The 25,623-nt window shown below is 53.3% G+C and carries 19 protein-coding genes and 1 tRNA gene; 8 read left to right on the top strand and 12 right to left on the bottom strand.

Annotation, left to right across the window (positions count from 1 at the left end; translation table 11 throughout):
• Positions 1-104: 104 nt before the first annotated feature.
• The 5 genes from AB9F29_RS08280 to AB9F29_RS08260 all read right to left on the bottom strand — a co-directional run bounded on the left by AB9F29_RS08280 (position 105) and on the right by AB9F29_RS08260 (position 5,638).
• Positions 105-179 (bottom strand) — tRNA-Gln (locus tag AB9F29_RS08280).
• Positions 180-400: 221 nt separating this feature from the next.
• A complete protein-coding gene (locus AB9F29_RS08275; protein ID WP_369755288.1) occupies positions 401-1,897 on the bottom strand; it encodes a phosphomannomutase/phosphoglucomutase in 1,497 nt (498 codons plus the stop codon).
• 45 nt (positions 1,898-1,942) lie between these two features.
• Positions 1,943-3,547, bottom strand: coding sequence for a capsule biosynthesis protein (locus AB9F29_RS08270; RefSeq protein ID WP_369755287.1), 1,605 nt, complete (start codon positions 3,545-3,547; stop codon positions 1,943-1,945).
• Positions 3,525-4,184: an ABC transporter ATP-binding protein gene (locus AB9F29_RS08265; RefSeq protein ID WP_039003940.1), complete on the bottom strand. Its 660-nt coding sequence runs from the start codon at positions 4,182-4,184 to the stop codon at positions 3,525-3,527. Before AB9F29_RS08265 ends, AB9F29_RS08270 begins: the two co-directional genes overlap by 23 nt.
• Positions 4,185-4,378: 194 nt before the next feature.
• Entirely contained in the window at positions 4,379-5,638 is a 1,260-nt protein-coding gene (locus tag AB9F29_RS08260; RefSeq protein WP_369755286.1) for a Na+/H+ antiporter NhaA, read from the bottom strand.
• Between the two features lie 70 nt (positions 5,639-5,708).
• On the opposite strand from AB9F29_RS08260, the gene AB9F29_RS08255 reads away from it, so the two are divergent.
• The 3 genes from AB9F29_RS08255 to AB9F29_RS08245 all read left to right on the top strand — a co-directional run bounded on the left by AB9F29_RS08255 (position 5,709) and on the right by AB9F29_RS08245 (position 7,628).
• Positions 5,709-6,002 carry a nuclear transport factor 2 family protein gene (locus tag AB9F29_RS08255; protein WP_369755285.1) on the top strand — a complete coding sequence of 98 codons (294 nt, stop codon included), beginning with the start codon at positions 5,709-5,711 and terminating at the stop codon, positions 6,000-6,002.
• A gap of 120 nt (positions 6,003-6,122) precedes the next feature.
• Positions 6,123-6,731, top strand: coding sequence for a sulfite oxidase heme-binding subunit YedZ (locus AB9F29_RS08250; protein ID WP_369755284.1), 609 nt, complete (start codon positions 6,123-6,125; stop codon positions 6,729-6,731).
• Between the two features lie 51 nt (positions 6,732-6,782).
• A complete protein-coding gene (locus AB9F29_RS08245; protein WP_369755283.1) occupies positions 6,783-7,628 on the top strand; it encodes an SDR family oxidoreductase in 846 nt (281 codons plus the stop codon).
• Positions 7,629-8,226: 598 nt separating this feature from the next.
• Here AB9F29_RS08245 and AB9F29_RS08240 read toward each other — a convergent pair.
• The 7 genes from AB9F29_RS08240 to AB9F29_RS08210 all read right to left on the bottom strand — a co-directional run bounded on the left by AB9F29_RS08240 (position 8,227) and on the right by AB9F29_RS08210 (position 17,667).
• Positions 8,227-8,457 (bottom strand): hypothetical protein, encoded by a 231-nt coding sequence (locus tag AB9F29_RS08240; protein ID WP_369755282.1) that lies wholly within the window; start codon positions 8,455-8,457, stop codon positions 8,227-8,229.
• Between the two features lie 436 nt (positions 8,458-8,893).
• Entirely contained in the window at positions 8,894-9,916 is a 1,023-nt protein-coding gene (locus AB9F29_RS08235) for a hypothetical protein (protein ID WP_369755281.1), read from the bottom strand.
• Positions 9,917-10,097: 181 nt separating this feature from the next.
• Positions 10,098-11,420 (bottom strand): pilus assembly protein TadG-related protein, encoded by a 1,323-nt coding sequence (locus AB9F29_RS08230; RefSeq protein ID WP_369755280.1) that lies wholly within the window; start codon positions 11,418-11,420, stop codon positions 10,098-10,100.
• Between the two features lies 1 nt (position 11,421).
• Positions 11,422-11,829, bottom strand: a complete 408-nt coding sequence (locus AB9F29_RS08225) for a TadE/TadG family type IV pilus assembly protein (RefSeq protein WP_369755279.1) — start codon at positions 11,827-11,829, stop codon at positions 11,422-11,424.
• Positions 11,830-12,309: 480 nt separating this feature from the next.
• Positions 12,310-14,922, bottom strand: coding sequence for a bifunctional lysylphosphatidylglycerol flippase/synthetase MprF (gene mprF, locus AB9F29_RS08220; protein WP_369755278.1), 2,613 nt, complete (start codon positions 14,920-14,922; stop codon positions 12,310-12,312).
• 365 nt (positions 14,923-15,287) lie between these two features.
• Positions 15,288-16,292: a cytochrome d ubiquinol oxidase subunit II gene (cydB, locus tag AB9F29_RS08215; RefSeq protein ID WP_369755277.1), complete on the bottom strand. Its 1,005-nt coding sequence runs from the start codon at positions 16,290-16,292 to the stop codon at positions 15,288-15,290.
• Positions 16,282-17,667, bottom strand: a complete 1,386-nt coding sequence (locus AB9F29_RS08210) for a cytochrome ubiquinol oxidase subunit I (RefSeq protein WP_369755276.1) — start codon at positions 17,665-17,667, stop codon at positions 16,282-16,284. The genes cydB and AB9F29_RS08210 overlap by 11 nt, the downstream gene beginning before the upstream one ends.
• Before the next feature lie 972 nt (positions 17,668-18,639).
• On the opposite strand from AB9F29_RS08210, the gene AB9F29_RS08205 reads away from it, so the two are divergent.
• From AB9F29_RS08205 to AB9F29_RS08185, 5 genes are read left to right on the top strand one after another with little or no spacing between them, the layout of a single operon-like run.
• Complete coding sequence (locus AB9F29_RS08205) at positions 18,640-19,905, top strand: hydroxymethylglutaryl-CoA reductase (RefSeq protein WP_369755275.1); 1,266 nt, start codon at positions 18,640-18,642, stop codon at positions 19,903-19,905.
• Entirely contained in the window at positions 19,902-20,807 is a 906-nt protein-coding gene (locus tag AB9F29_RS08200; protein WP_369755274.1) for a UbiA family prenyltransferase, read from the top strand. Before AB9F29_RS08205 ends, AB9F29_RS08200 begins: the two co-directional genes overlap by 4 nt.
• Entirely contained in the window at positions 20,807-23,227 is a 2,421-nt protein-coding gene (locus AB9F29_RS08195; RefSeq protein ID WP_369755273.1) for a PEP/pyruvate-binding domain-containing protein, read from the top strand. Before AB9F29_RS08200 ends, AB9F29_RS08195 begins: the two co-directional genes overlap by 1 nt.
• Positions 23,217-24,314 carry a DUF3419 family protein gene (locus AB9F29_RS08190; protein ID WP_369755272.1) on the top strand — a complete coding sequence of 366 codons (1,098 nt, stop codon included), beginning with the start codon at positions 23,217-23,219 and terminating at the stop codon, positions 24,312-24,314. The genes AB9F29_RS08195 and AB9F29_RS08190 overlap by 11 nt, the downstream gene beginning before the upstream one ends.
• Positions 24,311-25,615 (top strand): diacylglycerol/polyprenol kinase family protein, encoded by a 1,305-nt coding sequence (locus tag AB9F29_RS08185; RefSeq protein WP_369755271.1) that lies wholly within the window; start codon positions 24,311-24,313, stop codon positions 25,613-25,615. The genes AB9F29_RS08190 and AB9F29_RS08185 overlap by 4 nt, the downstream gene beginning before the upstream one ends.
• The last annotated feature ends 8 nt before the right edge of the window (positions 25,616-25,623 follow it).

Here is a 25,623-nt window from a genome sequence, read left to right as displayed (position 1 = left end):
AGAGAGGAAGCCTAAGAGGGGTACCCAATAACTGGGGCATAAACAGGGGCATTTCTGGCCTCACGAGGAAGCCTGACTGCTTGTTCTGCTGATCTAAAATGAATTGGCTGGGATGGTAGGATTCGAACCTACGATCTGCGCTACCAAAAAGCGTTGCCCTACCACTAGGCCACATCCCAACTGCTTGCGGGTTTTACGACGGGATTGCGGAGTCTTCAAGCCCTGATTTAGTAAAAAGTCGGGATTTTTATCGGAAGGGCGTTTGGTTGGCGTCTCAATGGGAATACCTTAAGCTTTCCGCAACAAAATCAGCCGAGTGAACCCATTTTGAGGCAGGAAATGGAGTGTTTCTGTTTCCTATTGATTCAGAGTGGGTTCATTGGCTGCAAGGGGCGCGGACTCAAATTTTCTGGTCATACTCCCCAACGAGTGGCTCGGTGCGGATTATGGCGTCAATATCGGCAAAAATTGCGTGCATTTCAGATTCGCTCTCTGGGCTTTCGCAGACGACGACCAGATTGGGTGTATTCGAGCTTGCGCGCACGAGGCCCCAAGCGCCGTTGTCGAGGATGATGCGGGCGCCGTTTACGGTTACGACTTGCTTGATCTTGCGGCCCGCGATTAAGCCGCCTGAAGTTTCCAAAGTGACGATTTTTGCGACTAAACGCTCCAACACATGGTATTTTTCCGTGTCAGAACAATAAGGTGACATCGTGGGGGTAGCCCATGTTTGAGGCAAGGCTTTTCGCAGGTCTGACATTTTCATGTCCGGATTTCGGTCCATAAGTTTGCAGATTTCAACGGCCACGCGCAAGCCGCAATCATAGCCCCGCCCAATCGGTTCGGCGAGGAAGTAGTGTCCGGATTTTTCAAACCCTGCGAGCGCTCCGAGTTCTTTTACACGGCGTTTCATATGGCTGTGGCCGGTTTTCCAATAGTCGGCGGTGGCGCCATTTTTGATGAGCTCGGGGTCCGAGGCAAAAAGTCCAGTCGATTTGACGTCTGCAACAAAGGTGGCGTTGGGGTAAATTTTCGAGAGATCCCGCGCCATGATAACCCCGACTTTGTCAGCGAATATCTCTTCGCCTTCATCGTCGACGACGCCACATCTGTCACCGTCGCCGTCGAATCCAAGGGCGAAGTCCGCACCTGATGCGCGCACGCTATCGGCCATGTCGTGGAGCATTTCGAGGGCTTCAGGATTTGGGTTATAGTGCGGGAAAGTGTAGTCGAGATCTGTGTGGCTTGGTACGACTTCAACCCCTATGCGTTCAAAGACAGCAGGTCCAAAGGCGGCCGCCGTTCCGTTGCCCGTTGCGCACACAACTTTGAGCTTTCGCGTCATTTTGAAGTCGCCGACAAGATCGTCAATATAGGCTTCCCTTACCCCGTCGACAAATTCGTAGGCCCCACCGGGGGTGGCAATGCCTTCGCCATTGAGGACAATGTCGCGCAGTTCGGACATCTCGTCCGGGCCATGGGTAAGAGGGCGTTCAAAGCCCATTTTGACGCCGGTCCAGCCGTTGGGATTGTGGCTTGCGGTGACCATTGCAACTGCAGGGACATCAAGATGGAATTGAGCGAAATAGGCCATTGGGGAAACCGCAGGACCGATGTCTTTGACGGTAATTCCAGCCTGCATCAGACCCAACATCAGAGCATTTTTTATCGACAAAGAATAATCGCGGTAATCATTGGCAACGACGATAATCGGTGGGATGCCGCGACGCCGCATTTGCGTGCCAAGTCCAAGCCCGAGTGCCGTGATCCCAACAAGGTTTATCTCTTCGGGAAATTTCCAGCGTGCGTCGTACTCGCGAAAACCAGTGGGTACAATCATAGGGTCGCGCAGAAATTCCCACGTGTTGGGGCTAACGGATTTAGCGGGAGTTGCCATTGAAAAAACGTCCTTAAATGTTTGTTGTGGGCTCGTTGAAAGCACTTATGAAGTTATCTGTTCACGCAAAATGGAAGCGGTGAGGGACGCCATTAGGTAAATGCCAGAAAAGATAAAAAACGCGAGGATCGTATTCTCGAACGCGCGCGGATAACTCGGGGCATCGGGGGCATTCGGGGCGGCAACCGTCACGAGGTAGCGTGTTTGACGGCCAGCCTCGATCCGCGCAACTTCCATTTGTTGGAGTGATGTTTGAAGCATCAGAACGCGGGTGGCGAGTTCGCTTTCCGCGACTTGGAGTTCGCCTTGAATGCGTGCAAGCGAAAGCCCGTCGCTGCGCCCCTCGGTAAGTTGCGCGCGCAGATCGTGGATTACGGTTTTGCGGTTGGCAATTCCTCGCTCCAGTGTCTCTACTTTGGTTTGGTTGGGCCGCTCGTTGGCCATGAGTTCCTGAAGCGCGATCGAGTCTTCGGTTACCCGCAATTCAAGCGCAGAAATGCGGGTGGTCAGGAGGCTAACTTCAATTTCGGTGCTGATAACATTATATAATTCCTTGAGTTCAATAACCCGCTGCTGTGCGCCCTCCATTGCGATTTCGGCGTCACTATAGCTTTCACTCGCACCGCTCATTTGGTCATTGCGTACACGTTGACTTAAATTATCAATGGTTTCTTCGGCATAGGAAATAAGCGCCCGCGCAAAGGCCTCGGCGTTTTCAGGCTCGTAAGCAATGACCTCCATTTGAATGACGCCCTCAGTGGGATCAAACCCGATTTTGACGTTCTTTTTATAGAGTTTATAGGTCTCTTCATAGGATGCGTCACGCGGGAGCCGTTGAACGGGGTCAATAAAGGAGGCACTCATGCGTTCGCGATACCCTAAGTCTCTGTCGAGGCGCAGCATCGCATCGCGATTGAGGAGGTAAGTTTGGACAACGATGGAATCTGTATCGCCAAATTGTGTGCCTGCCAAAAGGCTTTTGGATCCCGCAGGTCCTTGAGATTGCTCAACCTTTAGGACGGAACTTGTGGCGTACATCGGGGTGGCCAACACGTAATAATAGTAGCCAGCCAAAAACGTGGGTAGGAAGATGAAAAACGCCAGACGCGCAAAAAGCATCGCGAGATTGCGACGACGGCGGCGTACAATATCGCGCTGAATACGGCTGATTTCTGCTATGCCATCGTCGGGGGGAGCGAGCTCTGTAGTTGGAAGATTTGAGCCCGTTACCGGCATGGTTTGTGGCAACATGAAACCGTCGTTCGTCGCAGAGGATTCTTCGGCGGAAACCAACTCAAGCATATTGGCGCGCTTAAACGGGTCTATACCTTTCGCCCGCAGCAGGCGGACGGCATCAAAATCCGACGTCGGTGCAAGCGCATGTTTTTGGGCGACACGACGCGCCATACGCAATTGGCGACCCGTCAGGTTTTCGCGGCGAATGTTGGCAATATCCTGATCTGGTGGGGTCGAGCCCTCGGCGCTGGACGTGTTTGCTTGCGGGGTCTCTTCGGGGGGGGGAGTCAGGCCGGAATTTCGCGCCACTGCCGACATTGTTAGGCCCGCAGTGAGCGGAGTAAGATTCTCAGTTGCGACCTTGATAACACCGCGCCGGATGTTGAATCGCTTAGCTCTTGGTTTCGTAGTCATAGAGCCTCTTTGCTTCTTCTAGGGTGTCAAACATATGCAATCGACCACGATGGAGGACGGCAGCCGATTTGCAGAATTTTTCAAGGGTTTTGGCCTGATGGGACACGATTATGACGGTTGCTTTGCGCAGGCGATCCCGCAGTAACGTCCCCGCTTTACGATTGAATTCGACGTCCGTTGTCGACGGCATCCCCTCATCGATGAGGTAGATATCAAAATCGAGCGCCAACATCAGCGCGAAACTAAAACGCGCCCGCATTCCAGCGCTATAGGTGCCCACGGGGCGATCAAAATATTCCTCAAGCGCACAGAGCCAACGGCAAAAGGCCTCAATGTAATCGGGGTCCAAGCCATAGAGGCGGGCAATATAGCGTGAATTTTCCATGGCGGAATGTTTGGTAGAGATGCCGCCCATAAAGCCAAGCGGAAAGGAAATCCGGCAGTTGCGATTGATTGTGCCCTCATCGGGTTTTTCAAGGCCAGCCATCATATTGATGAGGGTCGTTTTACCGGTGCCGTTGGGCGCGAGGATACCCATAGAATTGCCAAGCTCGACGCGAAACGAGGCCTGCTCAAGAATGACCTTGCGCTGCGTTCCGGTCCAAAAGGACTTACTGACTTCTATAAATTCGAGCATTGCTCGCCTCAATTGTGCCTCTGGTATCCCGATACCCTTAACGGGTTCTAGTTAATGTTAGATATAGAGGATCCCTGAAGCAAAGTATGTCGCAAAAAACACCCAATTTTACAATGGGCGTTGTTTGTTGACTGGAAGCAATGTGGCGAATCCAGAGAGATTTGCTTAAAATCCGCCAAAATTGGGGGAGAAGCCTAAAATTGTTTCTTTTCAACGCGGGTAATTTTCCCAGCGACAATGGCCAAGACAGCGGCCCCGAAACTCAGGAGCGCCCCCATTTTCGCGGCATCCTGCACAGGGCCGGATTCAAAAGCGACCGAGGCGATAAAGAGGGAAACCGTAAAGCCAATCGCCGCAACACAGCCGATGACGAACAGGTCCGACGTTTTCATCCCTACGGGCAGGCCAAAGCGCAAGACATGCGCGCCGATATAGCCAAAGATAAACACCCCCAGTGGTTTGCCGATAATCAGGCCGCCCAGCACGAGCCAAGTTGGGTTGCCAATCGCGCCAAATTCCACGCCTGCGTTGAGCAAACCAAAGAAAAAGAGGATGATTTCCACGGGGTGTTTGAGCAGGTGTTCGCAATGGTTGAGGAGGTCAGTTAGGTGCTTCTCGGCCTCGGCAAATATCCCGAATTCGCGGTCTGCGTGGGGGATTGCTGGGATTATTGGAAGCAAGCCAAGGGATGGGTGAAGGCCCGCTTTTTGGAAGCCATACCACGACAAACAGCCTGCGATCAGATAAGGCCAGAAGCCGAAGACGCTGCGCATTCTCGTGGAGCTTCTACGCAACTGATCGCCCTTGTCCATGCGACGGGGCAAGTAGTTGAACAGGAGATATACGAGCACCGCAGCCCCCAAGGAAAGCCCGAGCCACTGAAGGGCCACATCGCCCGTTGGGTAGAAAATGGCCAGAATTAGAAGGCCCGCCGCATCATCCGCGATAGCCAGTAAGAGAAGGAACCGCACGGCTGGGTGCCCCGCACCGAAGACCAAACGCCCAACAAGGTAGGAAAACGCGATGTCGGTTGCGGTCGGAACCGCCCAGCCATTTGCCACTGCGTCAAAGGTGGTGCTGCCCATGAAATAAGCGATCCCGAGGTATATGGAAATCGGGCCGACCATGCCGCCGAGCGTGGCAATCAGCGGGGTTGCGGCCTTTTTGCCGCGCAAACTGCCGTTTTTGAGGATCACAGCTTCCCAGACTTCCTTCGCGGCGATGGCAAAGAAGAAGGCCATCAGGACATCATTCACAAGATAGTGGAGCGTCAATGTGCGGGTGATTTCGCCATGACTCTCATGAAGTTCTCCAATGAAAAAGTCGGGAATGAGAACCAGATGAACAAAGTGGTTATAGCCCTCCGCATTGATATTTGCCCAAATCAGCGCAAGGAGGGCGCCCGCAATAAGCAAAATCGAGTAACTTGTGATGAAATTCCAGACGCGATACATTTTTGTTCCTGCGCTCTAATTGCTGCTGGAATCGAGATACTGGAAAGACATCCTGCTCGCAAGAGGGGGCGTGGCCGACAAATGGCTGTCATGGATCGGCGTCTGGCAAGGCAAAAAGAAGCTCTTTGAATTCATGGGCATCTTTGGGGAAAACTTCCAAACAACGGCTTGGGACAACACAGACGCTTACGCCTCTGGTGATACCGTTGCCGTCTTTAGCAAGATCAACGCCACCACTACAAAACCCGGCAAGGAAACGGGCCCGTTCACCTTCGCCCTGCGCGCCAAAGTGCGCGACGGTAAGGTCGTTCTATGGCACGGGTTCGAGGACAGCTTTGCTGTCAGCCAAGCCTACCACGGATAATGCGAATGTACGGGGGGCATTCATTGCTCCCCGTTTGTAAAAGTCGCAACGTTTTGCGCGTAGAAGGCGACGGAATTGCTGCGCAGCAGCGTTAAACATCTGCAACTTGGAGTTACGGTAATGTCATCTCTTAAATCTTTCCTGAACCATCCCTATTCCTTCTGGGCTTTCCTGAGCCTGCCCGCCATTCCGATGATCGCGGGGTTGGCATCGGGGAACCCCGAAACGGTGGAGGCGATTTTATACCCGTCGGGTGAATTTGCCGCGCGGTTCATGATTGTTTCAATGATGATCACGCCCCTGATGATGCTTTTCAAAGGTTGGAGAGGCCCGCGTTGGTTGATGAAGCGCCGCCGCTACATCGGGGTCGCCGCGTTCCTGTATGCCGCACTCCACACAGTTCTCTATCTGATCGATGAAGGCGCGGTCGCGCTCACGGTGCGCGAAATTTCTAAGTTCTATATCTGGACTGGTTGGCTGGCATTCCTGATTTTCGTGCCGCTCGCGGTGACATCCAGTGATGCGTGGGTCCGCCGATTGGGTAAAAAATGGAAACCCCTTCAGCGGTTTATCTACGGCGCGGCAGTTCTGACGCTTCTGCACTGGGCCGCCACACGGGACTGGGGTGGCCTTGTTCCGGCAATGGTGAATTACGCACCGCTTGCAATATTGGTGGCCTATCGGTTTTGGTATAACTTTGAACGGCGACGGCAGCGCGTTGCCGCTTGAAAAAATCACAAGGGCGCAGGAAGATGACATTTAGGGCAAAGGAAAAACATCATGACAATCGCAGTTACGGCCGTTTCGGGCCAACTTGGGGCCGCCATTGCCAAGGCTTTGGTTGCCATGAACACCGGAGAGCCGATTGTCGGCTTGGCGCGCACATCTGAGAATGCCAAGGGGCTCAGTATTGAAGTCCGTCCCGGCGACTATGACAATCTGGAGCAGCTTCAGGCCTCATTTGCCGGAGTCGACACTGTGTTGTTGGTGTCGGGCATGGCGGCGCCAGAGGATCGGATCGGGCAACACCGAAACGTGATTAACGCGGCAAAAGCGGCCGGTGTGAAAAAGATTGTCTATACCAGCGTCCAAGGTGCCGAGGAGGGAACCGCGTTCTCGCCCATCATCCAGAGCAACCGCCAGACCGAGGCTGATGTTCGGGAAAGCGGCCTCGACTGGGTCATCGGTCGCAACGGGATCTACATCGAGCCGGATGTGGAATATATCGACACCTATCGCAAAGCGGGCGAAATCACGAATTGCGCTGGGGATGGCCGTTGCGGCTATACAACGCGCGGGGAATTGGCCTTTGCATATGCACGCATGCTGACCAGTGCCAGCCATAATGGTCACACCTACAACCTGCACGGCGCGTTGTTAACGCAGAACGAGTTGGCCGCCTTTATGAACCAAGCCTTCGGCACAGCTTTGATCTATCGTGCGATGTCGTTCGACGATTACAAAGCAGATCGTATTGCTGAGTTGGGCGCGTTTATCGGCACGATCATTGCGGGGATTTACCAAGGTATCCAAAACGGTGCCCTCGACATCCCCAGCGATTTTGCAACCGCCGCCGGGCGTCCGCACCAGAGTTGGCAAGAATATTTTGGATCAATTTCAGAGTAGCGCGGGTCAGTCCCAATTCGAACACTTGATCACGACAGTTTGGCGGGCAAGGCGTTTACCTACGATCAAGCCGACCAATCGCTGCGAAATGTATAAATGTCCGTTTTCTGATGGCAACACCTTCACTCACAGCTATCCGGTCAAGGTCCGGTCCGGTTCGTGTTGGCGGAAGTCAAGGCGGACCCCAACGTTCGCTGTACTTCTAGGCCGCTGGCAGCAGGTATCTCAGGTTAGCGACATTATGGAGTTAGGAACCAGCCGTTCATGATAAAGACGTCTAACGGCACCTCCCAGCTGCATATTCAAACTTCCGTTGCACCTTTTTTATGGAGAGCTCATGAAAAATACGAAATGAATCCCTGCGTTAAAGGAAGTTCAAATCGCTGCTTTGACGCATCGTTTGCTTTGACGAATTGGTGCCTGACCGGGGCCAACTCTTCCTCTCATCTGACGCCAATTGCGCGCTTGAGAGAGCGCTCACACCGAGCACTCTGATAGATGCTAGCATCGGCTGACAGTACCGCCCAGTATAAAAGCTCACGCGTGTGCGCACCCGCCGAGTTGTTCAGACGGGTGCCGCTGGCCTTGAGGATAAGGCCTAGTCGTGATTTGCGTCGTCATTTATTGAACTAACAATCTCGCCAATTCCAGTGAGACCTACGTCTTTCTTCCATTGTCCCAAGTTAGTCCCTGCGGCCTTCAGAGCTTCGTTCGTCGCCTTGACCGCTTGACCGCCCGCGCCGTTGTTGACGTTCTCGGCAGGTTGGTCGGCCATGGCCATTGACGCCGAGAACGCAATAATTGTGGTGGTGATAAATAATTTTCTCATTTTTTCCTCCAAAGGTGATTTCCCGAAAAAACCGATCGATCCGACCGATCATAAAAAAATACACCATCAGAAAATGGGCCAATTGATTCACATCAATCAGTTAGAAACCCAATTTTAGGCGGTAAGTTTTCTAAACGAATTCCATCGTTTTACTTAACAGATTTACCTATCTTGCATGTCGGCCTCCGGTAGTCTGAAGGGCTCATTTTGCACCTGTGTTGTGTTTTTTCTTTTAGTTCGTGGAGGTTGCAGGCCGCCTGCTACTTTCCGGCACAGTCCTGTTGTTTATGCAGGGCCATTTTGCATGAGATGAAGCGACATATTGCCTGCGACCATTGCTGACCAACCACAAAGCCTAATTCCTCACCGAATAAGCTCTATAAATTCAGCCTCACTCGGTGCGTATTTTACCTCCAGGTGGGGTCTCCATTTGTCACTAGTCGCTCTCGTCCTCGTTTTTCGAAGCGGTGATAATACCTTCGATTTGTTCCGCTGTAGGCAGATTAATACTTTGGATAAGCAATTCCTTTTCACGGTCTGTCAGGCGCTCTTCATCCCCTTTATAGAGCGCGAGGAGATTGGCTTCGGCCACGTCACGCGTCGTTGAAACTGGTTCTTCGACGGCAATTGCCGCAGCAAGTTGTTCGAACACAGACGCTTCGTTCAAAACTATTCCCGCGATTATCGCTGCGGCCTCGGCGGTATAAATTGCGTCAACTGCGCTCTGATAGGCGTCAGGGTCTGCCGCCGCAGCGGCGTTTGAATACTCCTCTGATGCAGGATCTATTTCTAAGGTATCGAGCCGCGCAAGTTCTTCTACAGCCGCATCATAGCCTGCCACATAGCTATAACTTTCGGCCAATGGCCCGAACGCCTGTACAACGGATTGTGCTTCTTCGTAGTCGGTATGGGCGGTGTCATAATCGTAATCAGCCAGCGCATAGGCGGCAGCAATTCCGACGGGCCCATTGAAATTGCCGTTCTTTATGTGGGCCAGTTTGGCTTGCGGGCTGGAATTAATAGCACCGTTCATCTTGCCAAGGTTGCTGGGGTGGTCGAAGGATTTGGAATTTCCAGTGCTGGGCTTAGTGGTTGCCACAGAATTACTACGAACAGTTTTGGTTTTTTTCGGTGCACCAAAGAGGCCGAACCCACTCTTGAGTTTGTTTCCTAGGGATTTGAGGCTTTGATTGCCGCTAGAATTTGAGGATTTCCCGCCCTGCGATTTCCCGCCCTGTGATTTTCCAGAACTGCTCGCGGAATTCCCAGTAGAGGCCTTACCTTTGTTGTCTGACTTCCCCTTGCTGCCGCTATTTCCATTGCCGCCAGAGTTACCACCGCTTTTGCCGTTGTCATTCTTGGCGATTGCGACATCGGCACTCATCACGACGATTGCTGGCGCAATTGCGAATGCAGACAAAGCAAAACTCACAACACCTATTTTCACGAACTTCCGCATTTCCATTCCTTCCGCCCATTTCAGAGCCGTTCAGCGAGACTTTGAACAATGAAGCGGAACAGCGTTAACCTTGATGTTCACGGCATTGATCTGATCAGAGGTAACTGAAAACAGTATAGCCATGTAGAAAATCTAGATATACTCCTTCATGGCTATTGCTTTTTAGAGTGGGCACCTAAGACTAGCCCGCCAACCGGAAGTAATCGGATTCAAAGTTTCTTTCCATACCAGAGCCGTTACAAAAACCCATGTTTGAGTTGGACGTTCCGCTAATGTCGTCGCCGGAAATAATCGAAGCGCCCTTGATACCTTGCGCATTTGCAGAGAAAGAAATCGTCTCTTTGGCGATCAACTGACTTCCGAAAATTTTGAAATCGGCAGCAAAATCCATTCCCCCCATAGTGACCATTTGAGACCCGCCGCCTACAAGGCAATCGTCATCGCGGCCTAACTGAAAAGAGGACGGAGCATTGAAAGATTTGGCACCCGTATTTGTCGTAGCAAAGATGGATTCCTCCAGTATGGTTCCTTGACCGAATTTCACTTGGCAGTTCGTAACGAATACAACTTGCTTAATGTGTGCCCCGTCTTTGAGAAAAGCTTGCCCGCCGCCATTGCAATTCAGAAAATGCACAGCTCCCTGAACAAAATCGGTCTCGTCCAATTGTTTTTGATTGAGTGTCACCGTGTCTTCGGTGATATAATCTGGCAAATACGAAGGGTCTTCGTCTTGCAAGCTTTGGATGATCGACTCGATGCGATTAACCGTGCGCATTTGATAGGAGGCTTGTCCAAGCGCTTCTTTCAGTCCGGCATTCGTATCAAACCCACTTTTGGGAAGGTCGAGGTCGTTTGAATCGGGCATGGAAACGACGGTGCCAGATTCAAAAGTATTGTTTGAATTGAGAGATACATAGTTTTGCGCGTGAATGCAGAAACCTTCGCCATAGAGGTTATTGCTTTGAACATCGACGATGTCGGCCGCGACAAAACCCTCACGAAAACATGCGGGCCTGTAGGTTGTGAAAACAGCACTTGTCCTGACGTCGAATGCGGTCACCCCGACCAGACGAAACAGAAAGCTCTCGACACTATTCAATTTACTGGACAAGCGGCTTGTTGTAACCATGACGGCCGAACGGGACCCACTCTCGGCAGTAAACTTTCGGTTGGCGTAGTCCCATTTCCCAAATTGAATATCGTTGACGTCGAGGGTTGTCCCAAACCGATTATTTGGCGCACCGTAAGCGGCCACATCAATTGCTTTTAGTTTAGAGGATTGTTCGTCGTTAAACTCACGGTGGTAGAGCGCGGCATGTGCCGCATGATCAGCTGAAACTTGAAGATGTGTTTGGGCAGCCACGATATTTGAGTAGTCTACAGCCGCAGCCCCAACAGCCGCAGCCGCTGCAAAAAACAAGAGCCCTAGTACCGTTGCGGTCCCACTTTCGTCCGTTACAATGGACTTGATCCGCTGGTGAGTGAGTTTCACGAATGTATTCATTTCAATACTCCACGACATGCTCGGCCTTAACGAGCAGATTAATATTCAAGAGACCCGTCGCCATACCGACCACTGTAAGTTCACTCGAAGGAAATTCGACTTGGCTTTGGATCGAACCGGACGCCAAATTCGAACGTGCAATCGCGGACGGGGATGTCGATGCCAATGACGCGACAATATAGTCCTCTAAATCTGTTGTGCTGTCGAACCAACCTATCGAATATTTCCGGTTTGCATCTTGAAGCGTTCTTAAGGCTTCTGTGCGTCCGTTGAATATGAGGGCCGCGTCAACCAAAAGAGAAAAGAGCAGTAGAAAGGCCGGAAGGATCAACACGAACTCAACCGTCGCGGTTCCACGTTCATTCTTTACAAATTCGAGTGCTTGGTTTTTGCGCCCACAAATAGTCATAGACCTGATCCCTTTTGGATGTGCAGGGGGGGTATTTTTATAAACCTGCATCGATATTTTCGAAGCCGTTCTACTTTTGTATGCAAACACTGTGGTGAAATTAGGGCGAGAATTAAGATTTTCCTAACGCTGACCAATCCGCTGATATTTATGTAGAAAGTTTTATTCTTTCTTGAGAGGTGTTCAGAAAAAGGCATTTTTAAGGCGCCTACCAGCGTCTCTCTCGTGTGAAATACTTCTCCAGCGCAGCGGAAAACCACTTCCCCATTTTACCCCAACCGATAGCGAATCTGCACCTTCCCAAACCCTTCCGCTGGGCACCTATTCGGATAGATTGGAAACGGAACGTATGCTTGCATAGATCAGGGTCGCCGGTGAAATGGCATAGGGGGCCTTATCAGAGATAATTCTTTCCCCGGCCACAAAAAACGAAATCAAGCATTTGCAGCTTCAAATGTATCTTCTTGAGTTAAATGGATTTTACTTGCCCCAAAGGCGTTTCGCGCCGCCAGAAATGAGGAGCGTAACATCGCGGAGCGCAATAATCGGTTGCAGCCCCCCTGGAACGGCCATGTAGCGAGGCTGCCATTGCGGGTGGAACTTTTTCTTAAAGCCGCGCAAGCCCTCAAAACTATAAAACGCCCCGCCGTGACGATAAATGATCGAGGCCACACGGTTCCACATGCGCGTTCCGTGTCGGGCTTCCAGTCCAGAAAGCGGCGCCATTCCAAGGCTAAAGGTCTGCGCGCCTTTCTCTCGGTAATGCTCCATCAGCTTGATAAAGAGGAACTCGATCATGCCATCGGCTTCTTGTGGCAAATACCGCATCAGATCAATGCTGACCGCGCCCAGATCCCCGGGGGACATGACATTTGCGAAGGCCAAAATACGGTCCTCCCGTTTCACAACGGCGATGGGGAAATGGGCCAAATATTCAGCGGTAAACTGGCCAACTGAAAACCCCTTCTCGGTCGCATGTTTTTCACCCAGCCACGCGTCCGACACTTCTTTCAACGCCGCAACGGACTCCGCGCTATGGGGCGGGTGCAATATTTCGAGCTTCAGGCCGCTTTTGACCGCCTTATTGTGGGCCGCACGCATCTTGCGAAAATCGCCGCCCGCCAATGAAAATGTTGTCAAATCCACCACGGCTTCTTCGCCCATTTTATGCAACGTCAGGCCGATTTCGACCCAAAGAGGCAGGTATTTCGTGCTGATTTCATAGAAAACCGGTCGGCAATTGGCACTATAGGCAGAGTCAAAGAAGTCCCAAGCCAGTTCAGGAATCGCGCCTTTCGGGCCGATTGGGTCGCCATAGGCAATCCAAGACCGTCCCTGCACGGCATACATGATAAATGCGTCCATCTCCTTGGAAAAGAACAGGGTTTTATCCCCCGTCAGCGCTAGACAGCCTTCGGGTTGCCCCGCCAAAGCAATGATGCGCTCTGCATGTTTCATCGCCACCTCATCCACAACCACGCCGCGCGTCCGCGCAGGTTGAAGCAATAAATAGACCAAGATAAGCACCGAAAGCGCCGCCATAAACAGGCCCGTGCGGAGGGTTCTGGGCAAGCGCGCATCGCCAGAAAATTGCCCCAACAGCTCATGGGAATACGGAACCGCCTGATGGAGCAACAGGATGAACCCGCCGATGCTGACCAGAAGGGCGGCGAGCAGCGCAATCCAGCGCCAAGTGAACATGCCTTGCGTCAACTTGGTGGCGCGGAAAAATTCGCGGCGCAGCGGCCACAAAACTGCGGCTGAAACGACGAGCAGAAGGGTTTCCTTCCAATCCGCTCCCGTTAGCGTGGACACAATGGCCCCTGCACTCAGAACTGCGAGTGTAAGCCAGAATGCGCCCGACATGCGGCGGAAAAGGCCTTGCGCAAGGACGATCAGCAAGAGCCCGAGAGCCGCTGACAAATAGGCGCCCCCTTCCAAGAAAATGATCGACAACAGATCATCAGGGTCAATATTTTCCTTGCGCGAGGCTGGCACGACGGCGGCCAGCAAAAGATAAATCCCCACAGCAAAACCCGTAAACCCTGCAGCCACGGGGGCCACGGACGCGACAACCTTAAATGCAGGTTCCATTTGGCTGGAAACTGGCCCCAAACGTTTGGCCAAAAAACCAGACGCAAGCCGCCCTTCAATCGCCGAGACAAATACCACCGACAACGCGAAGGGCAGTAAATAGTAAATAACACGGAACAAAAGCAAGGCCGCAACCGCTTGATCCAACGGAACTGTATCGGGCAATCCCGCAAGGATAATACTCTCAAAAACGCCAATGCCCCCCGGAACATGGCTGGCGACCCCAATCAAAGCGGCAGCGGCAAAAAGGGCAATAAACGTGATGAAATCGGGTGTTCCCGTCGGCATCAAAATATACAGCGTTAAAGCCGCCATCGACGTATCAACGATTGAAAAGCCAAGCTGGCTGAACAGAATGCTGGGCGACGGCATCGACACGGTTATACGGCGGAACTTTGCAACTTTGCCCGTCACTGACAACCACGTCAAAATCCCCATGGGCACCAAAAACGCGAGCGTGGCAGCAATGCGAACGGTGTCCCGCGACCAAGGGAGCAAATCCCCCAAAGCGGCGGGATGGATAGCAAGGGCAGCGAGGCCAACAAGCGTAATACCAAAACTAAACGCAAGCGTGACAAACGTCGAAATAGCCGCCACATCAAAGGCGTTTAGCCCGAAGGCCGAGTAAATGCGATAGCGTACAGCGCCGCCCGATATGGCGCTGAAACCGATGGTATTGCCAAAACTATATCCCAGAAATCCGCCCATCATCACCACAGGAAAAGGCAAACGTTTGCCCAGATATCGCAAAGCCGACCAGTCATAGCCGATCAGGGAAAAATACCCCACACCTGTCGCCAAAACCGACGCCGCAATATGGGAGATGGGAACCGACGCCGCCTGCTGGCGCACGTGGCCGATATTGACCGAGGAAAGTAGGTTATAGAGGGCATAAGCGCCCATAAAAAACATGCCAAACCCCAAAATAATGGGTGCCATATGGTGTAGCTTGGCGTGGCTGGATTTAACTGATGGGGTGGTTTCTTCGGCTAAATTCATTTCAGTTTACCATATCTGGATGTCATTTTGACCGTGTTATTCCATTCTGGGCGGAAATTACCAATCATTTTAACCCACTTTTCCAATAAGTTCAGAAACGTTTGTAACACAGTATTTTCTGCACAGGTTATCGCAAAAAACTTTCTTCGCCCCCCTCTTTGAGGGCTTATGGCGCGGGGGGGACCACATGATAAAGAGGTCAGAGGATCTAGCTTGAAGCGGGTAGGGCGCGACTTAGTTTCTTAAGACGACAAAACGCTCCCCTGATACACCTTAGAGCAGCACTGCTCGTATCATAAACGCAATGGTGCCGACGACTGCGATTCCGGCTAGGTAGAGCGCGGCGAACCACAACCATTGCCGCATCAATGATATCCGTCTTCGGGGCGAACTTTCCCTCGGAAAACCCAATAGGAATAAGCAGTATAGACCAGTATCATCGGAATTAGTATCGACGCGCCGATCAGCAGAAAGCGTAGCGACGTATCCGGTGCTGCGGCATCAATAATGCTTAGTGATGGGGGCACCAGACTTGGGTAAAAGCTGATCCCGAGGCCGATGTAGGTGAGTACGAATATCGCGACAGTTGCGAGGAACGGGCGCAGGGTGTGTCGGCCGCGCAATCCACTCCACAACATCCACGCGGCACAGGCCAATAGGACCGGCACCACTGCGCTGTAGACACCTGAGGGCCAGCCAAACCAGCGTTCAAGATATTCCGGCCGTAGGAAGGGCGTGACGATGCTGACCACACCGATCAGAACCAGTAGAGCGATGCCAAGCGGCCATGCAAAGCGACGCGCGCGGGTCAGTGTTTCGCCTTCTGTCTTGAGGATCAGCCAAGTCGCGCCTAGCGTTGCATACCCCACCACGAGTGCCAGCGCCGTCAACGCGGAAAACGGCGTGAGCCAGTCCCAGTTGCCACCGCCATAGGCGCGCCCGTCGATCGTGATGCCCTGTACTAAGGCTCCAAGCGCCATGCCTTGTGAGATAGCGGCGATCAGGGACCCAAGGCAAAAGCCGATTTCCCAAAACGCCTTCATCCGGTTGGTTCGGTGAATGAATTCAAACGCCACACCGCGAAAAATTAGGCCCAGAAGCATAGTGATGATCAAGGGGTAGAGGGCAGGCATCACGATGGCATAGGCTAGCGGAAACGCAGCTAATAACCCGCCGCCACCAAGCACAAGCCATGTCTCGTTACCATCCCAAACCGGCGCGATGGTGTTCATTGCCAGATGACGTTCGTCGCGATCTTTTAGAAACGGAAACAGGATGCCGATCCCCAGATCAAATCCGTCAAGCAACACATAGGCCAAGACCGCAAAGGCGATCAATCCAGCCCAGATAAAGGAAAGTTCAATGACCATGTTGCGTTCCTTCAGGATCAGATGCGGTGCGGTCGACCTGTGCTTTGAGTTCGCCCTCAAAGCTACGGCCCATCAGGCGTAGCGCATAAAACGTTCCGGACCCGAAAACGAAGAAATACACCACGATAAAGGCAATAAGCGAAGCGCCAACGGCTTCCGCCTGTAAGGGGGACACGCTGTCGCTGGTCCGTAAGAGGCCATAGACGGTAAAGGGCTGGCGTCCGACTTCGGTTGTGATCCAGCCCGCAAGCACTGCCAGAAAACCCGACGGCGCCAGCAATACGGCGGAGCGTTGGAGCCAGCGCGCATCATACAATTGCCCGCGCCAGCGTGCCCATGCCGCCCAGAGGCCAATACCCAGCATCGCAAAACCTGTCGCGACCATGATACGGAACGTCCAGAAAATCAGCGCCGATTTTGGGCGATCTTCTGGTGCGAAGTCGTTTAGCCCTTGAAGCGGGCCGTCGAGGTTATGTGTGAGGATCAGCGAGCCTAGAAGCGGGACTTCCACCTTGTAGCGAACCTTGCCCGTCGTATCATCAGGCAGTCCGAACAGGATCAACGGTGCGCGCCCCTCTGGGTACCCTTTGTAATGGCCTTCAATGGCTGCAATCTTGGCGGGTTGATATTTTAGCGTGTTAAGCCCGTGCTGATCACCCGCGATGATCTGGATTGGGGTCACAATCAGGGCCATCCACATCGCCATGGAAAACATGATCTGTGCCCCACGATTTGTAGGGGACTTTAGCAAGTGCCATGCCCCCACGCCACCTACTACGAAGGCTGTCGTGAGGTACGCCGCCAACACCATATGCACCAGCCGGTAGGGGAAGGACGGATTGAAAATAATGGCCCACCAGTCGAGGGGAATGAACTGGCCGACGTCATTGAAACCGTGCCCTTGCGGGGTCTGCATCCAGCTGTTGACGGCCAAGATCCAGAAGGCCGACATCACGGTCCCAGTCGCCACAATCGTCGTGGCCATCATGTGCAACTTTTCGCCAACCCTCTCACGCCCAAACAGCATGATGCCAAGGAAGCCAGCCTCAAGGAAGAACGCCGTCAAAACCTCATATCCCATGAGCGGCCCAATAACGGGCCCCGCCTTGTCGGAAAAGACCGACCAGTTGGTGCCAAATTGGTAGGACATCACGATACCCGAGACTACGCCCATGCCAAAGACCACCGCGAAGATTGTCTTCCAACGTTCGAACAACTGCAGATAAACTGCGTCGCGCCGCCACAGCCACAGTCCATTTAGAACTGCCAGCCAGCTTGCCAATCCGATGGTGAAAGCTGGAAAGATGATATGGGCCGAAATGGTGAAGGCAAACTGTGCTCGTGCCAGATCAATTGCGGAAATGTCGCTCAGCATCAGAAACCCCGAATGGTTGTGATCTTTTTCCCCGCCAGAACAATTGCCGGGGCCGTTACATGACTATCCGATGGACCTTGTTAGAAAAACCCAGCGTGATGCGGGCCGGTCGGTCGGCGTTAGATTGTGAAGAAACGTAGCCGATTCCAGTACTTAGGACAAGGCCTAGGGCGCTGGTCGCGCTAAGCTGCCAGATTTGGGCAGGCGGTGGTGTCAAAGGATACTGGCTTGGCGCAGTTGGGGCATCCACATACGTAACGAAACAGGCCGATTGATTGCATTTGCCGACCTCGACCTTGAATTCCTTCTAGGAGTGGTTTGTGCGAAGGATGGTCCATTGGGGCTTATGTACTCCCTTGGCCGCGTTGGCGTTACACCTCAAAGCGGCTTGCAAATTGTACTACTGAGTGAGTAATTTGCGCATGTTGCCATACCCCTATTGGACACACAAAATATGCGGGGTTTTCTATTCACTATCGATAAAGTGGCGTTCGATTCTGGCACCGATAACGTGTGGGTTGTGTAACGCGCTGTGGACATAACGGTATTGACCTAAATTAAAAAGTCACAGGGGCGTACAACGTCTTTCGTGCGGCGGAAGAGCAAGAAATTTAAGCCACTTGCTATGCTCTCGCTTGGGCACAATCGGTTTTGCCTCTGGGTTCAGCAGTTGATAGGCGTTGGGTGGTTTTCGTCTGCGCTATTTTGCGATCAAGGCGGTTGTTTTCAATGTAGGTTAACACACAGTTTGACAGGCGCGCCAAAGTGATGATCTCGGCGCAGTGGATAGAGGTCGGAGATATGCAAAAGCCGTTTTGCGCCAATAGTTTGAACCAGTTTCCGAATGTAACAATGGTGTGGTAGTTGCGAGCGATGTTTAAGGGGGCGGTTCATCTGGCAATCGTTCCATATTTGACTTATTTAGGACTAGATGTGCGAATATTATCGCAGAAGTAATTCCGGAGACCTCGAATGACCATCCCATCTCACGTGAAAGATATGCTGAAAAAAATTCGGGCTCGGTTTCAAATGGGTCCCTTGCAAGAGCGTATGTTGCCCAGTGATGCGGAGTTTACAACGTTGCGCCCCGTTCGCAAGGCCACAGCGGCCTCGGTTGCGCGATACTGGACGCGCTTGTTGGAGGTCGCATCAGAAGAGGATCGCGCGGCGCTTGCTGATCCGCTCACGATGGAGGCCCCCGAGCAATTTAGTGCGAATATCGAGAATTTTATCGGAACGGTTAAAGTGCCGGTTGGCATCATTGGTCCTCTGCGTATTAACGGATTGAACGCGCACGGTGACTATCACGTGCCGATGGCAACGACCGAAGCGGCGCTCGTTGCCTCCTATGCGCGCGGGGCCTATGCGGCAACAAAATCGGGGGGGATTAGCACGGCGCTTTTGTACGAAGGGGTCATCCGAACGCCTGCTTTTGTGTTTGATAGCCTGCTGAATGCGGGCATGTTCGTTGAGTGGGTTGTCACTGAAATCGAGGGGCTGAAAGCGGCGGCCGAGGGAACGACACAGTATGGCAAATTGGTGTCGCTTGAACCCGTTATTGATAACAACATCGTCTTCCTGATTTGCCGTTACACGACGGGTGATGCGGCGGGCCAAAATATGGTGACAATTGCGACCGACGCGCTGTGTGAGAAAATCGAAGCGGGGTGCCCCGTTGACATCAAGGCTTGGTACATCGAAGGCAATTTCTCGGGCGACAAAAAGGCGTCGTTTCTGGGCTTGGTGACGGGGCGTGGCCGAAAGGTGAGTGCTTCCGTGATACTAAAGGCTGAGGTGGTCGAAAAGACATTGGGCACGAACGTTGAGGCGATGCTTGCGTATGGGCAAGTTGCCAACCTTGGGTCGCACCTGTCGGGGCAATTGGGTGCGCAGGCACATTTCGCCAACGGACTGGCGGCGCTTTATATAGCAACGGGTCAGGATGCCGCCTGCGTCGCAGAAAGCGCGATGGGGATCACGCGGATGGAGGCCCGAGGCCGCGATCTTTTCTGCAGTGTTACCATGCCCAATATTCTGGTGGGATCGGTCGGTGGCGGCACATCTTTGCCCAGCCAATCGGCGGGTTTGAACATTCTGGGCCTCAAAGGTTTGGGCAAAGGCGCCGCCTTGGCTGAAGTTGCGGCGGCGACATGCCTTTGCGGCGAAATCTCGATTGTTGCAGCGATTGCGGCAGGGCATTTCACCCGTGCGCATGAAAATTTGGCGCGGCATCGATGAGTTTAATAGCCCTTTGGATCTATCAAAAAGAACGGTTTCCGCTTGCAAAGACAGGGCCGTTACTTGCCGTTTTTTCTGCTGCAAGTATTTGCGTTTCTGCCGAACTTTCTGGACGTCCCTTGCCCGGTGTCGGCGCGTTTGTTGCCGGCTTTCTCATCGCGATGATGCTGTTTTTTCAAATGCGTGTTTGCGACGAATACAAGGATCTGGAAGATGATCTGCGGTTTCGTCCTGACCGCCCAATCCCGCGCGGATTAATTTCCCTAAAGACGATTGTCTGGTTGGGCGTGGCCTCAATGCCGATCACCGTTTTGGCGGCGTGGCTGTGGCATCCTCCTGTTTTGTGGTTGCTGTCACTGGTCTGGTTTTGGTTGGCCGTGATGACCGTTGAATTTGGGATGCCTGCATGGCTCAAGGCGAGGCCGATCCTTTATTTGCTCAGTCACATGGCGATTATGCCGCTGATTGATCTCCTGCTGACCAGTTTAGAATGGATGCCAAATGGCAAGGCTGCGCTGGGGCTTGTTTTGTTTTTGGCATTGTCCTTCGTGAATGGATGCGTTTTGGAAATAGGGCGCAAATTGTGGGCGCCAGCACGCGAAATCGTGGGAGTCGATACCTATTCTGGTCTGTGGGGCCCTGCGAAAGCTGTACTTATTTGGACGGCCTGTGTCGGAGCCTCATTTGCTTTGCTGTTGGGCGTTGGGGCCTTAACAGGAGTGTTTTGGATCAGCTTTGTTTTGGGTGGTTCTGGGGCGGCGCTCTGCCTGATCAGTGCGGTTGCTTATGCCAAGTCTCCGACGGAGAAGGCAGAAAAACGGATGGATACACTGGCCGGTCTCTGGGTATTTTCTTGCTACGCGATTGCCGGTTTTGCACCGATTTTGATGAGGGTTTTTTAATGTCGTTTATTGTATCTCAGGCAGACGCGCGCGACGTGCAGGCGGTTGGCGGTAAGGCGGCTGCGTTATCGCGACTCGCGGGGTTCGGGTTTACGCCGCCCGCATTTTTCGTGATCCGCACTGAGGCCTTTGAGGATGGAAAAAAGATTGCTGGACTAGTGGCGGCTATGGCCAAGCTGGGCGAGGGGCCGTTCGCCGTTCGCAGTTCTGGCAAACAGGAAGATGGTGCAGATCACAGCCACGCGGGGCAGTTTGAGACGGTTCTGAATGTCGCTAACGCCGACGTAGAGAAAGCGGCGCAACAGGTTTGGCAATCTGGATTTTCGCAAACGGTTGCAACCTATCGCGCGCTCAAATCAGGTGGCGAGGCTGAGGGGCCAGCCGTGATTGTGCAACGTATGATCGATGCGGTTTCTGCGGGCGTCGCGTTTTCGGCCAATCCAGTGACAGGGCGTCGGGATGAGGTGGTGATTTCTGCGATTGCGGGTTTGGGGGAGCGGCTGGTGTCGGGCGAAGAAGACGGCGAAGACTGGACCGTTGGCGCGACGATTATCGGCCCCGAAACACCCTCCGTTTTAACCGAAGCGCAAGCGAAAAACATTGCCGAATTGGCGCGACGGTCCGAGGCAGCTTTCGGTGTTCCACAGGATATCGAATGGGCGATTGATGCCGATGGTTTGCATATTTTGCAATCGCGGCCCATCACAACGGCACTTTTGCCGCTCGCGAACCCCGACACTGTGCTAACGATATTTGATAATTCCAACATCGTTGAAAGCTATCCCGGCATGGTCAGTCCGCTGACATATTCCTTTGCCGTGCATGTTTATGATCGCGTTTACCGCGCGTTCCTTGCATTGCTAGGCGTATCAGACGCCACCATTGCCGAGCAATCAGCGGTCTTTAGCAACATGTTGGCGCGCGTGGATGGTCGTGTTTATTACAACCTTGTCAATTGGTATCGGGCGCTGGCCCTCTTGCCGGGGTTCTCGCTGAATCGGGCCTATATGGAGACGATGATGGGGGTGGATACCCCGATGCCGTCGGAGGTGACGGATGCCATTGGTCCTCGTCCCGCTAGCGGAATGGCGCGCGTAACTGAGTATTTCAAGATGACCCGCGCGGGTTTAGGTTTGATCTGGCAGGCGGTTTTGCTGCCCCGTACCCGCAGACGTTTTTATGGCAGGTTGAATTCTGCATTATACAGTGGCTTTGATTTGCAAACTGCTGGCCCGACCGCGCTGGCCGCTGAATACCGCAAGATCGAAAGCACCTTGCTCGATCGCTGGGACGCGCCGCTTGTGAACGACTTCCTGTGCATGATCGCCTTTGGGAGTTCGCGCAATTTAATAGAAAAGTGGCTCGGCCCCGAGGGAGTGCTTTTGCATAATGATGTGATGATCGGTCAAGGCAATATCATCTCCGCAGAGCCAGCCAAACGCATCGCGCGGATTGGGCAGATGGTTAAGGCCGCAGGTGTGGCGGATACGTTGGTGGCGCAGGGCCTTGCTGGCTTGAGGGCGCACCCAAAAATTCAGCAAGAGTTGGAGGCCTATCTGGAAAAGTTCGCCGACAGGTGCACCGAAGAATTGAAGCTGGAAAGCATTACTTTGCGCGAAGACCCAAGCAGCCTGTTGGCGGCGATTGCAGCGAGTGCCACGCGCGGTGCGGTCGCAGAGCACGCGGTGCGTGAACCGGATTGGGTAGCGTTGTTCAAGAATCCAGTAAAACGGGCCTTTGCGAAATGGCTGATCACATGGACCAAAGCCCGTGTGCGCGACCGCGAAAACCTGCGATTTGAACGGACTCGTATCTTTGGCTATGCGCGCAGAGTGTTCGTTGCTCTGGGCCGTGAGTTGACGGCGCGGGACCTGTTGGAAGAACCGCGCGATGTGTTCTTTTTGACCACAGAGGAATTGCTTGGCGCCGTTGAGGGTTTTGGTCTGTCGCCAGACCTCAAATCACTGGTGGCGTTACGTAAATCGGAGGATGCGCATTCTGCAAAACGCGCAGACCCTCCTGAACGGATCGAATTGCGCGGCCCAGCAATTGCACCAACGTGGAACGATCCGGTGATGGAAAACGACGCGAGTTTGGTGCGCACGGCGACGGGCTGTTCGGCTGGACGGGTCACCGCAAGGGCGCGCGTTATCCGGGATCCCAGAACTGAGGTGCTTGCTTCTGGCGATGTTTTGGTTGCGCGCCATACAGATCCGGGATGGATTGCGGTGTTCGCAAATGCCTCGGCTATTGTGGTTGAGCGTGGTTCCCTCCTGTCGCATTCGGCGATTGTGGCCCGCGAACTTGGAATCCCTTGCGTGGTCGGCCTCAAGGGGGCAACTCAGTGGATAAATGATAGGGAGATGATCACCGTGGACGGAGCAACAGGACAGGTGGAGCGGCACAACGATGACCTCTGAAATCGAGGCGAAAGCCGCATTTGACCACATTCGTTACGCCCAGTTGTGGGAGGACGCGGATGTCTTGACCCAAGGGTTGGGCGATTGCGCGGGCAAGATGCTGGTGTCGATCTGCTCGGCGGGCGACAATGCCTTGGCGATGTTAACGTTGGACCCTGCGAAAATCGTTGTGGTCGATCTGTCTCCCGCACAGATTGCCTGCCTCAAGCTGAGGATTGGCGTATTTCAGAACCTAAGCCATGCGGAATTTGTAGAGCTTATGGGTGCACGTCCCTCAACACGGCGCAAGGTTCTTTTGAGCAAAGCTTTGAACGGTGTCGACGAGGAGACCCGCGCTTTCTGGACCGCCCTTCGGGACGATGTAGAGAAGGTCGGTGCAGGTGGCGTCGGCAAGTTTGAACGGTATTTTCGCATTTTTCGCACGCGCTTGCTGCCACTGGTTCATTCGGCGAAAACCCTCGATGATATCTTCGTGTCGCGCACTTCGGCGGATCGTCAGGCGTTCTATGACACCCGTTTTAATACTTGGCGTTGGCGGTTGTTGCTGAATGTGTTTTTCTCAAGGTTCGTGATGGGGCGCATGGGGCGTGATAAGGCGTTTTTTGAGCACGTCGAAGGCAGTCCCGCCCAACATGTGGCGCGTCGGATTCACCATGCTGCCGTCGCCACAGACCCCGCACAAAACCCCTATCTGCATTGGATTATCAAGGGTACGCATGGCGCGGCCTTGCCGATGACATGGCGTGAGGAGCATTTTGAAACGATTAAATCGCGGCTTGACCGGATTGAAATTCGGCCAGGGTCCCTTGAGGCATTTGTCTCGACCGGCGAAAAGGCTGATGGGTTCAACCTCTCGGATATTTTTGAGTATATGTCGCCTGAGATTTTCGCGAAAGTCTATGAGAGTATCTTGAGCGCCTCCGCCCCAAAAGCGCGGTTGGTTTATTGGAATATGATGGCCCCGCGCCGCGTTCCTGCGGCCTTTGCGGCAAGCGTGACGACCCTTCGCGAAGTGGAGGGCGAGGGGAAGGCCATCGACAAAGCGTTCTTCTATTCGGACTTCGTCGTTGAGGAAGTCAAAGAGTGAGTCCCGTCCTACAAATAGCGCTGGCGCTTGGGTCTGTTGTCGGGCTGATGGGGTTGATGGCGGGTGTTCGGCATTTGGCGGGCACGTGGCAAATTGGTTCTGAGGTGCAGCGCAAACTGGTCCACATTGGCACTGGAATTTACGCGCTCACCCTGCCGTGGCTCTTCCCTGATCGCTGGCCGGTGTATCTGTTGGTTGGGCTGACACTTGTTGTAATGCTCCTCCTTCGATTACCAAATTCGCGATTGGGCGCGACGTTGCATAGCGTTGAAAGACAGTCCTATGGTGATTTTCTTCTAGCGATTTCGGTCGGGGTTTGCCTGTTTTTGGCGGGAGATCAGCTCTACCTTTATGTCCTGCCTATTGCCGTGCTAACCCTCGCGGATGCCGCAGCGGCCTTGGCTGGAAGCACCTATGGGACCAAGTTTTTCCGTGTTGAGGAAGGCGAGAAAAGTCTCGAAGGCAGCGCGGTTTTTTTTACGGTCACTCTGCTGATTTCGGTTATTTGCCTCATGCTGATGACGTCCTTTGCCCCGCCAAATATTATCGTGCTCTCTTTGATGGTCGCGGGATTTGGCACCTTGGTTGAAGCCGCCAGTTGGCGGGGTTTTGACAATCTGTTTCTACCGGTCGGTTTGCTGATTTTCCTGACGGCCCACGGGACGAGCACGCTGGGGGAACTCGTCTTTCTCGCGGCGATTTTTGCGCTCAGCATCGTAGCCTTCAAAATTGTCGCCCCGAAATTTGGCCTGAACGCACATGCGGTTCGCGTCTATGTGACGTCCATATTTTTATTGCTGGCGGTGACTGATCCCCAGAACACGATCTTTCCCATTCTCGTGCTCGTCGCGCATATCTGGAGCCGCAGTGTCGCGCCCTGCGATAGCAAGTTTCCAGACCTCGATGTGGTTGCCGCATTGGTGCTGGTCAGTCTAGGATTTTTGACCCTAGGCAAGGCCACGGGGCCAACAGCGATATCGTTTTATGGAATTGCAGCGATGGGCATGTTGATGGGGTTTTGCGCGATTGCAGCCTCGGCCAGTCGGCCCGTGGTTCGCTATCCGATGGTGCTCGGCCTTGCATTGGCCCTGCTCGCCATCCGCGAAGGCGTTGTGCGATTGAACCCAGATAGCGCAAATTGGAACGGTCCGATGTGGCCCGCAGTGTTCATCTGTGTCGCCCTCACAGCCCTTGGCCCAATGATCTTGTCGCGCGTATTTGCAACGCACCGCGTGGTGAAACTGACATTTTTGGCGCTGCTTATCCCGCTGCCATACTACGTGATATCCACCGGATTTTAGGAGCAAAG

It is taken from the genome of Falsihalocynthiibacter sp. S25ZX9, from assembly GCF_041205405.1.
Classification (GTDB): domain Bacteria; phylum Pseudomonadota; class Alphaproteobacteria; order Rhodobacterales; family Rhodobacteraceae; genus Falsihalocynthiibacter; species Falsihalocynthiibacter arcticus.
This window is presented reverse-complemented; position numbering and strand designations above follow the sequence as displayed.

Bases quoted from the DNA above. Each gene is read 5' to 3' on its own strand.
- AB9F29_RS08205 (WP_369755275.1), top strand. From the start codon at position 18,640: ATGACCATCCCATCTCACGTGAAAGATATGCTGAAAAAAATTCGGGCT.
- AB9F29_RS08275 (WP_369755288.1), bottom strand. From the start codon at position 1,897: ATGGCAACTCCCGCTAAATCCGTTAGCCCCAACACGTGGGAATTTCTG.
- AB9F29_RS08225 (WP_369755279.1), bottom strand. From the start codon at position 11,829: ATGACTATTTGTGGGCGCAAAAACCAAGCACTCGAATTTGTAAAGAAT.
- AB9F29_RS08270 (WP_369755287.1), bottom strand. From the start codon at position 3,547: ATGACTACGAAACCAAGAGCTAAGCGATTCAACATCCGGCGCGGTGTT.
- AB9F29_RS08210 (WP_369755276.1), bottom strand. From the start codon at position 17,667: ATGCTGAGCGACATTTCCGCAATTGATCTGGCACGAGCACAGTTTGCC.
- AB9F29_RS08265 (WP_039003940.1), bottom strand. From the start codon at position 4,184: ATGCTCGAATTTATAGAAGTCAGTAAGTCCTTTTGGACCGGAACGCAG.
- AB9F29_RS08190 (WP_369755272.1), top strand. From the start codon at position 23,217: ATGACCTCTGAAATCGAGGCGAAAGCCGCATTTGACCACATTCGTTAC.
- AB9F29_RS08245 (WP_369755283.1), top strand. From the start codon at position 6,783: ATGACAATCGCAGTTACGGCCGTTTCGGGCCAACTTGGGGCCGCCATT.
- AB9F29_RS08250 (WP_369755284.1), top strand. From the start codon at position 6,123: ATGTCATCTCTTAAATCTTTCCTGAACCATCCCTATTCCTTCTGGGCT.
- AB9F29_RS08200 (WP_369755274.1), top strand. From the start codon at position 19,902: ATGAGTTTAATAGCCCTTTGGATCTATCAAAAAGAACGGTTTCCGCTT.
- AB9F29_RS08240 (WP_369755282.1), bottom strand. From the start codon at position 8,457: ATGAGAAAATTATTTATCACCACCACAATTATTGCGTTCTCGGCGTCA.
- cydB (WP_369755277.1), bottom strand. From the start codon at position 16,292: ATGGTCATTGAACTTTCCTTTATCTGGGCTGGATTGATCGCCTTTGCG.
- AB9F29_RS08260 (WP_369755286.1), bottom strand. From the start codon at position 5,638: ATGTATCGCGTCTGGAATTTCATCACAAGTTACTCGATTTTGCTTATT.
- AB9F29_RS08230 (WP_369755280.1), bottom strand. From the start codon at position 11,420: ATGAATACATTCGTGAAACTCACTCACCAGCGGATCAAGTCCATTGTA.
- mprF (WP_369755278.1), bottom strand. From the start codon at position 14,922: ATGAATTTAGCCGAAGAAACCACCCCATCAGTTAAATCCAGCCACGCC.
- AB9F29_RS08195 (WP_369755273.1), top strand. From the start codon at position 20,807: ATGTCGTTTATTGTATCTCAGGCAGACGCGCGCGACGTGCAGGCGGTT.
- AB9F29_RS08235 (WP_369755281.1), bottom strand. From the start codon at position 9,916: ATGCGGAAGTTCGTGAAAATAGGTGTTGTGAGTTTTGCTTTGTCTGCA.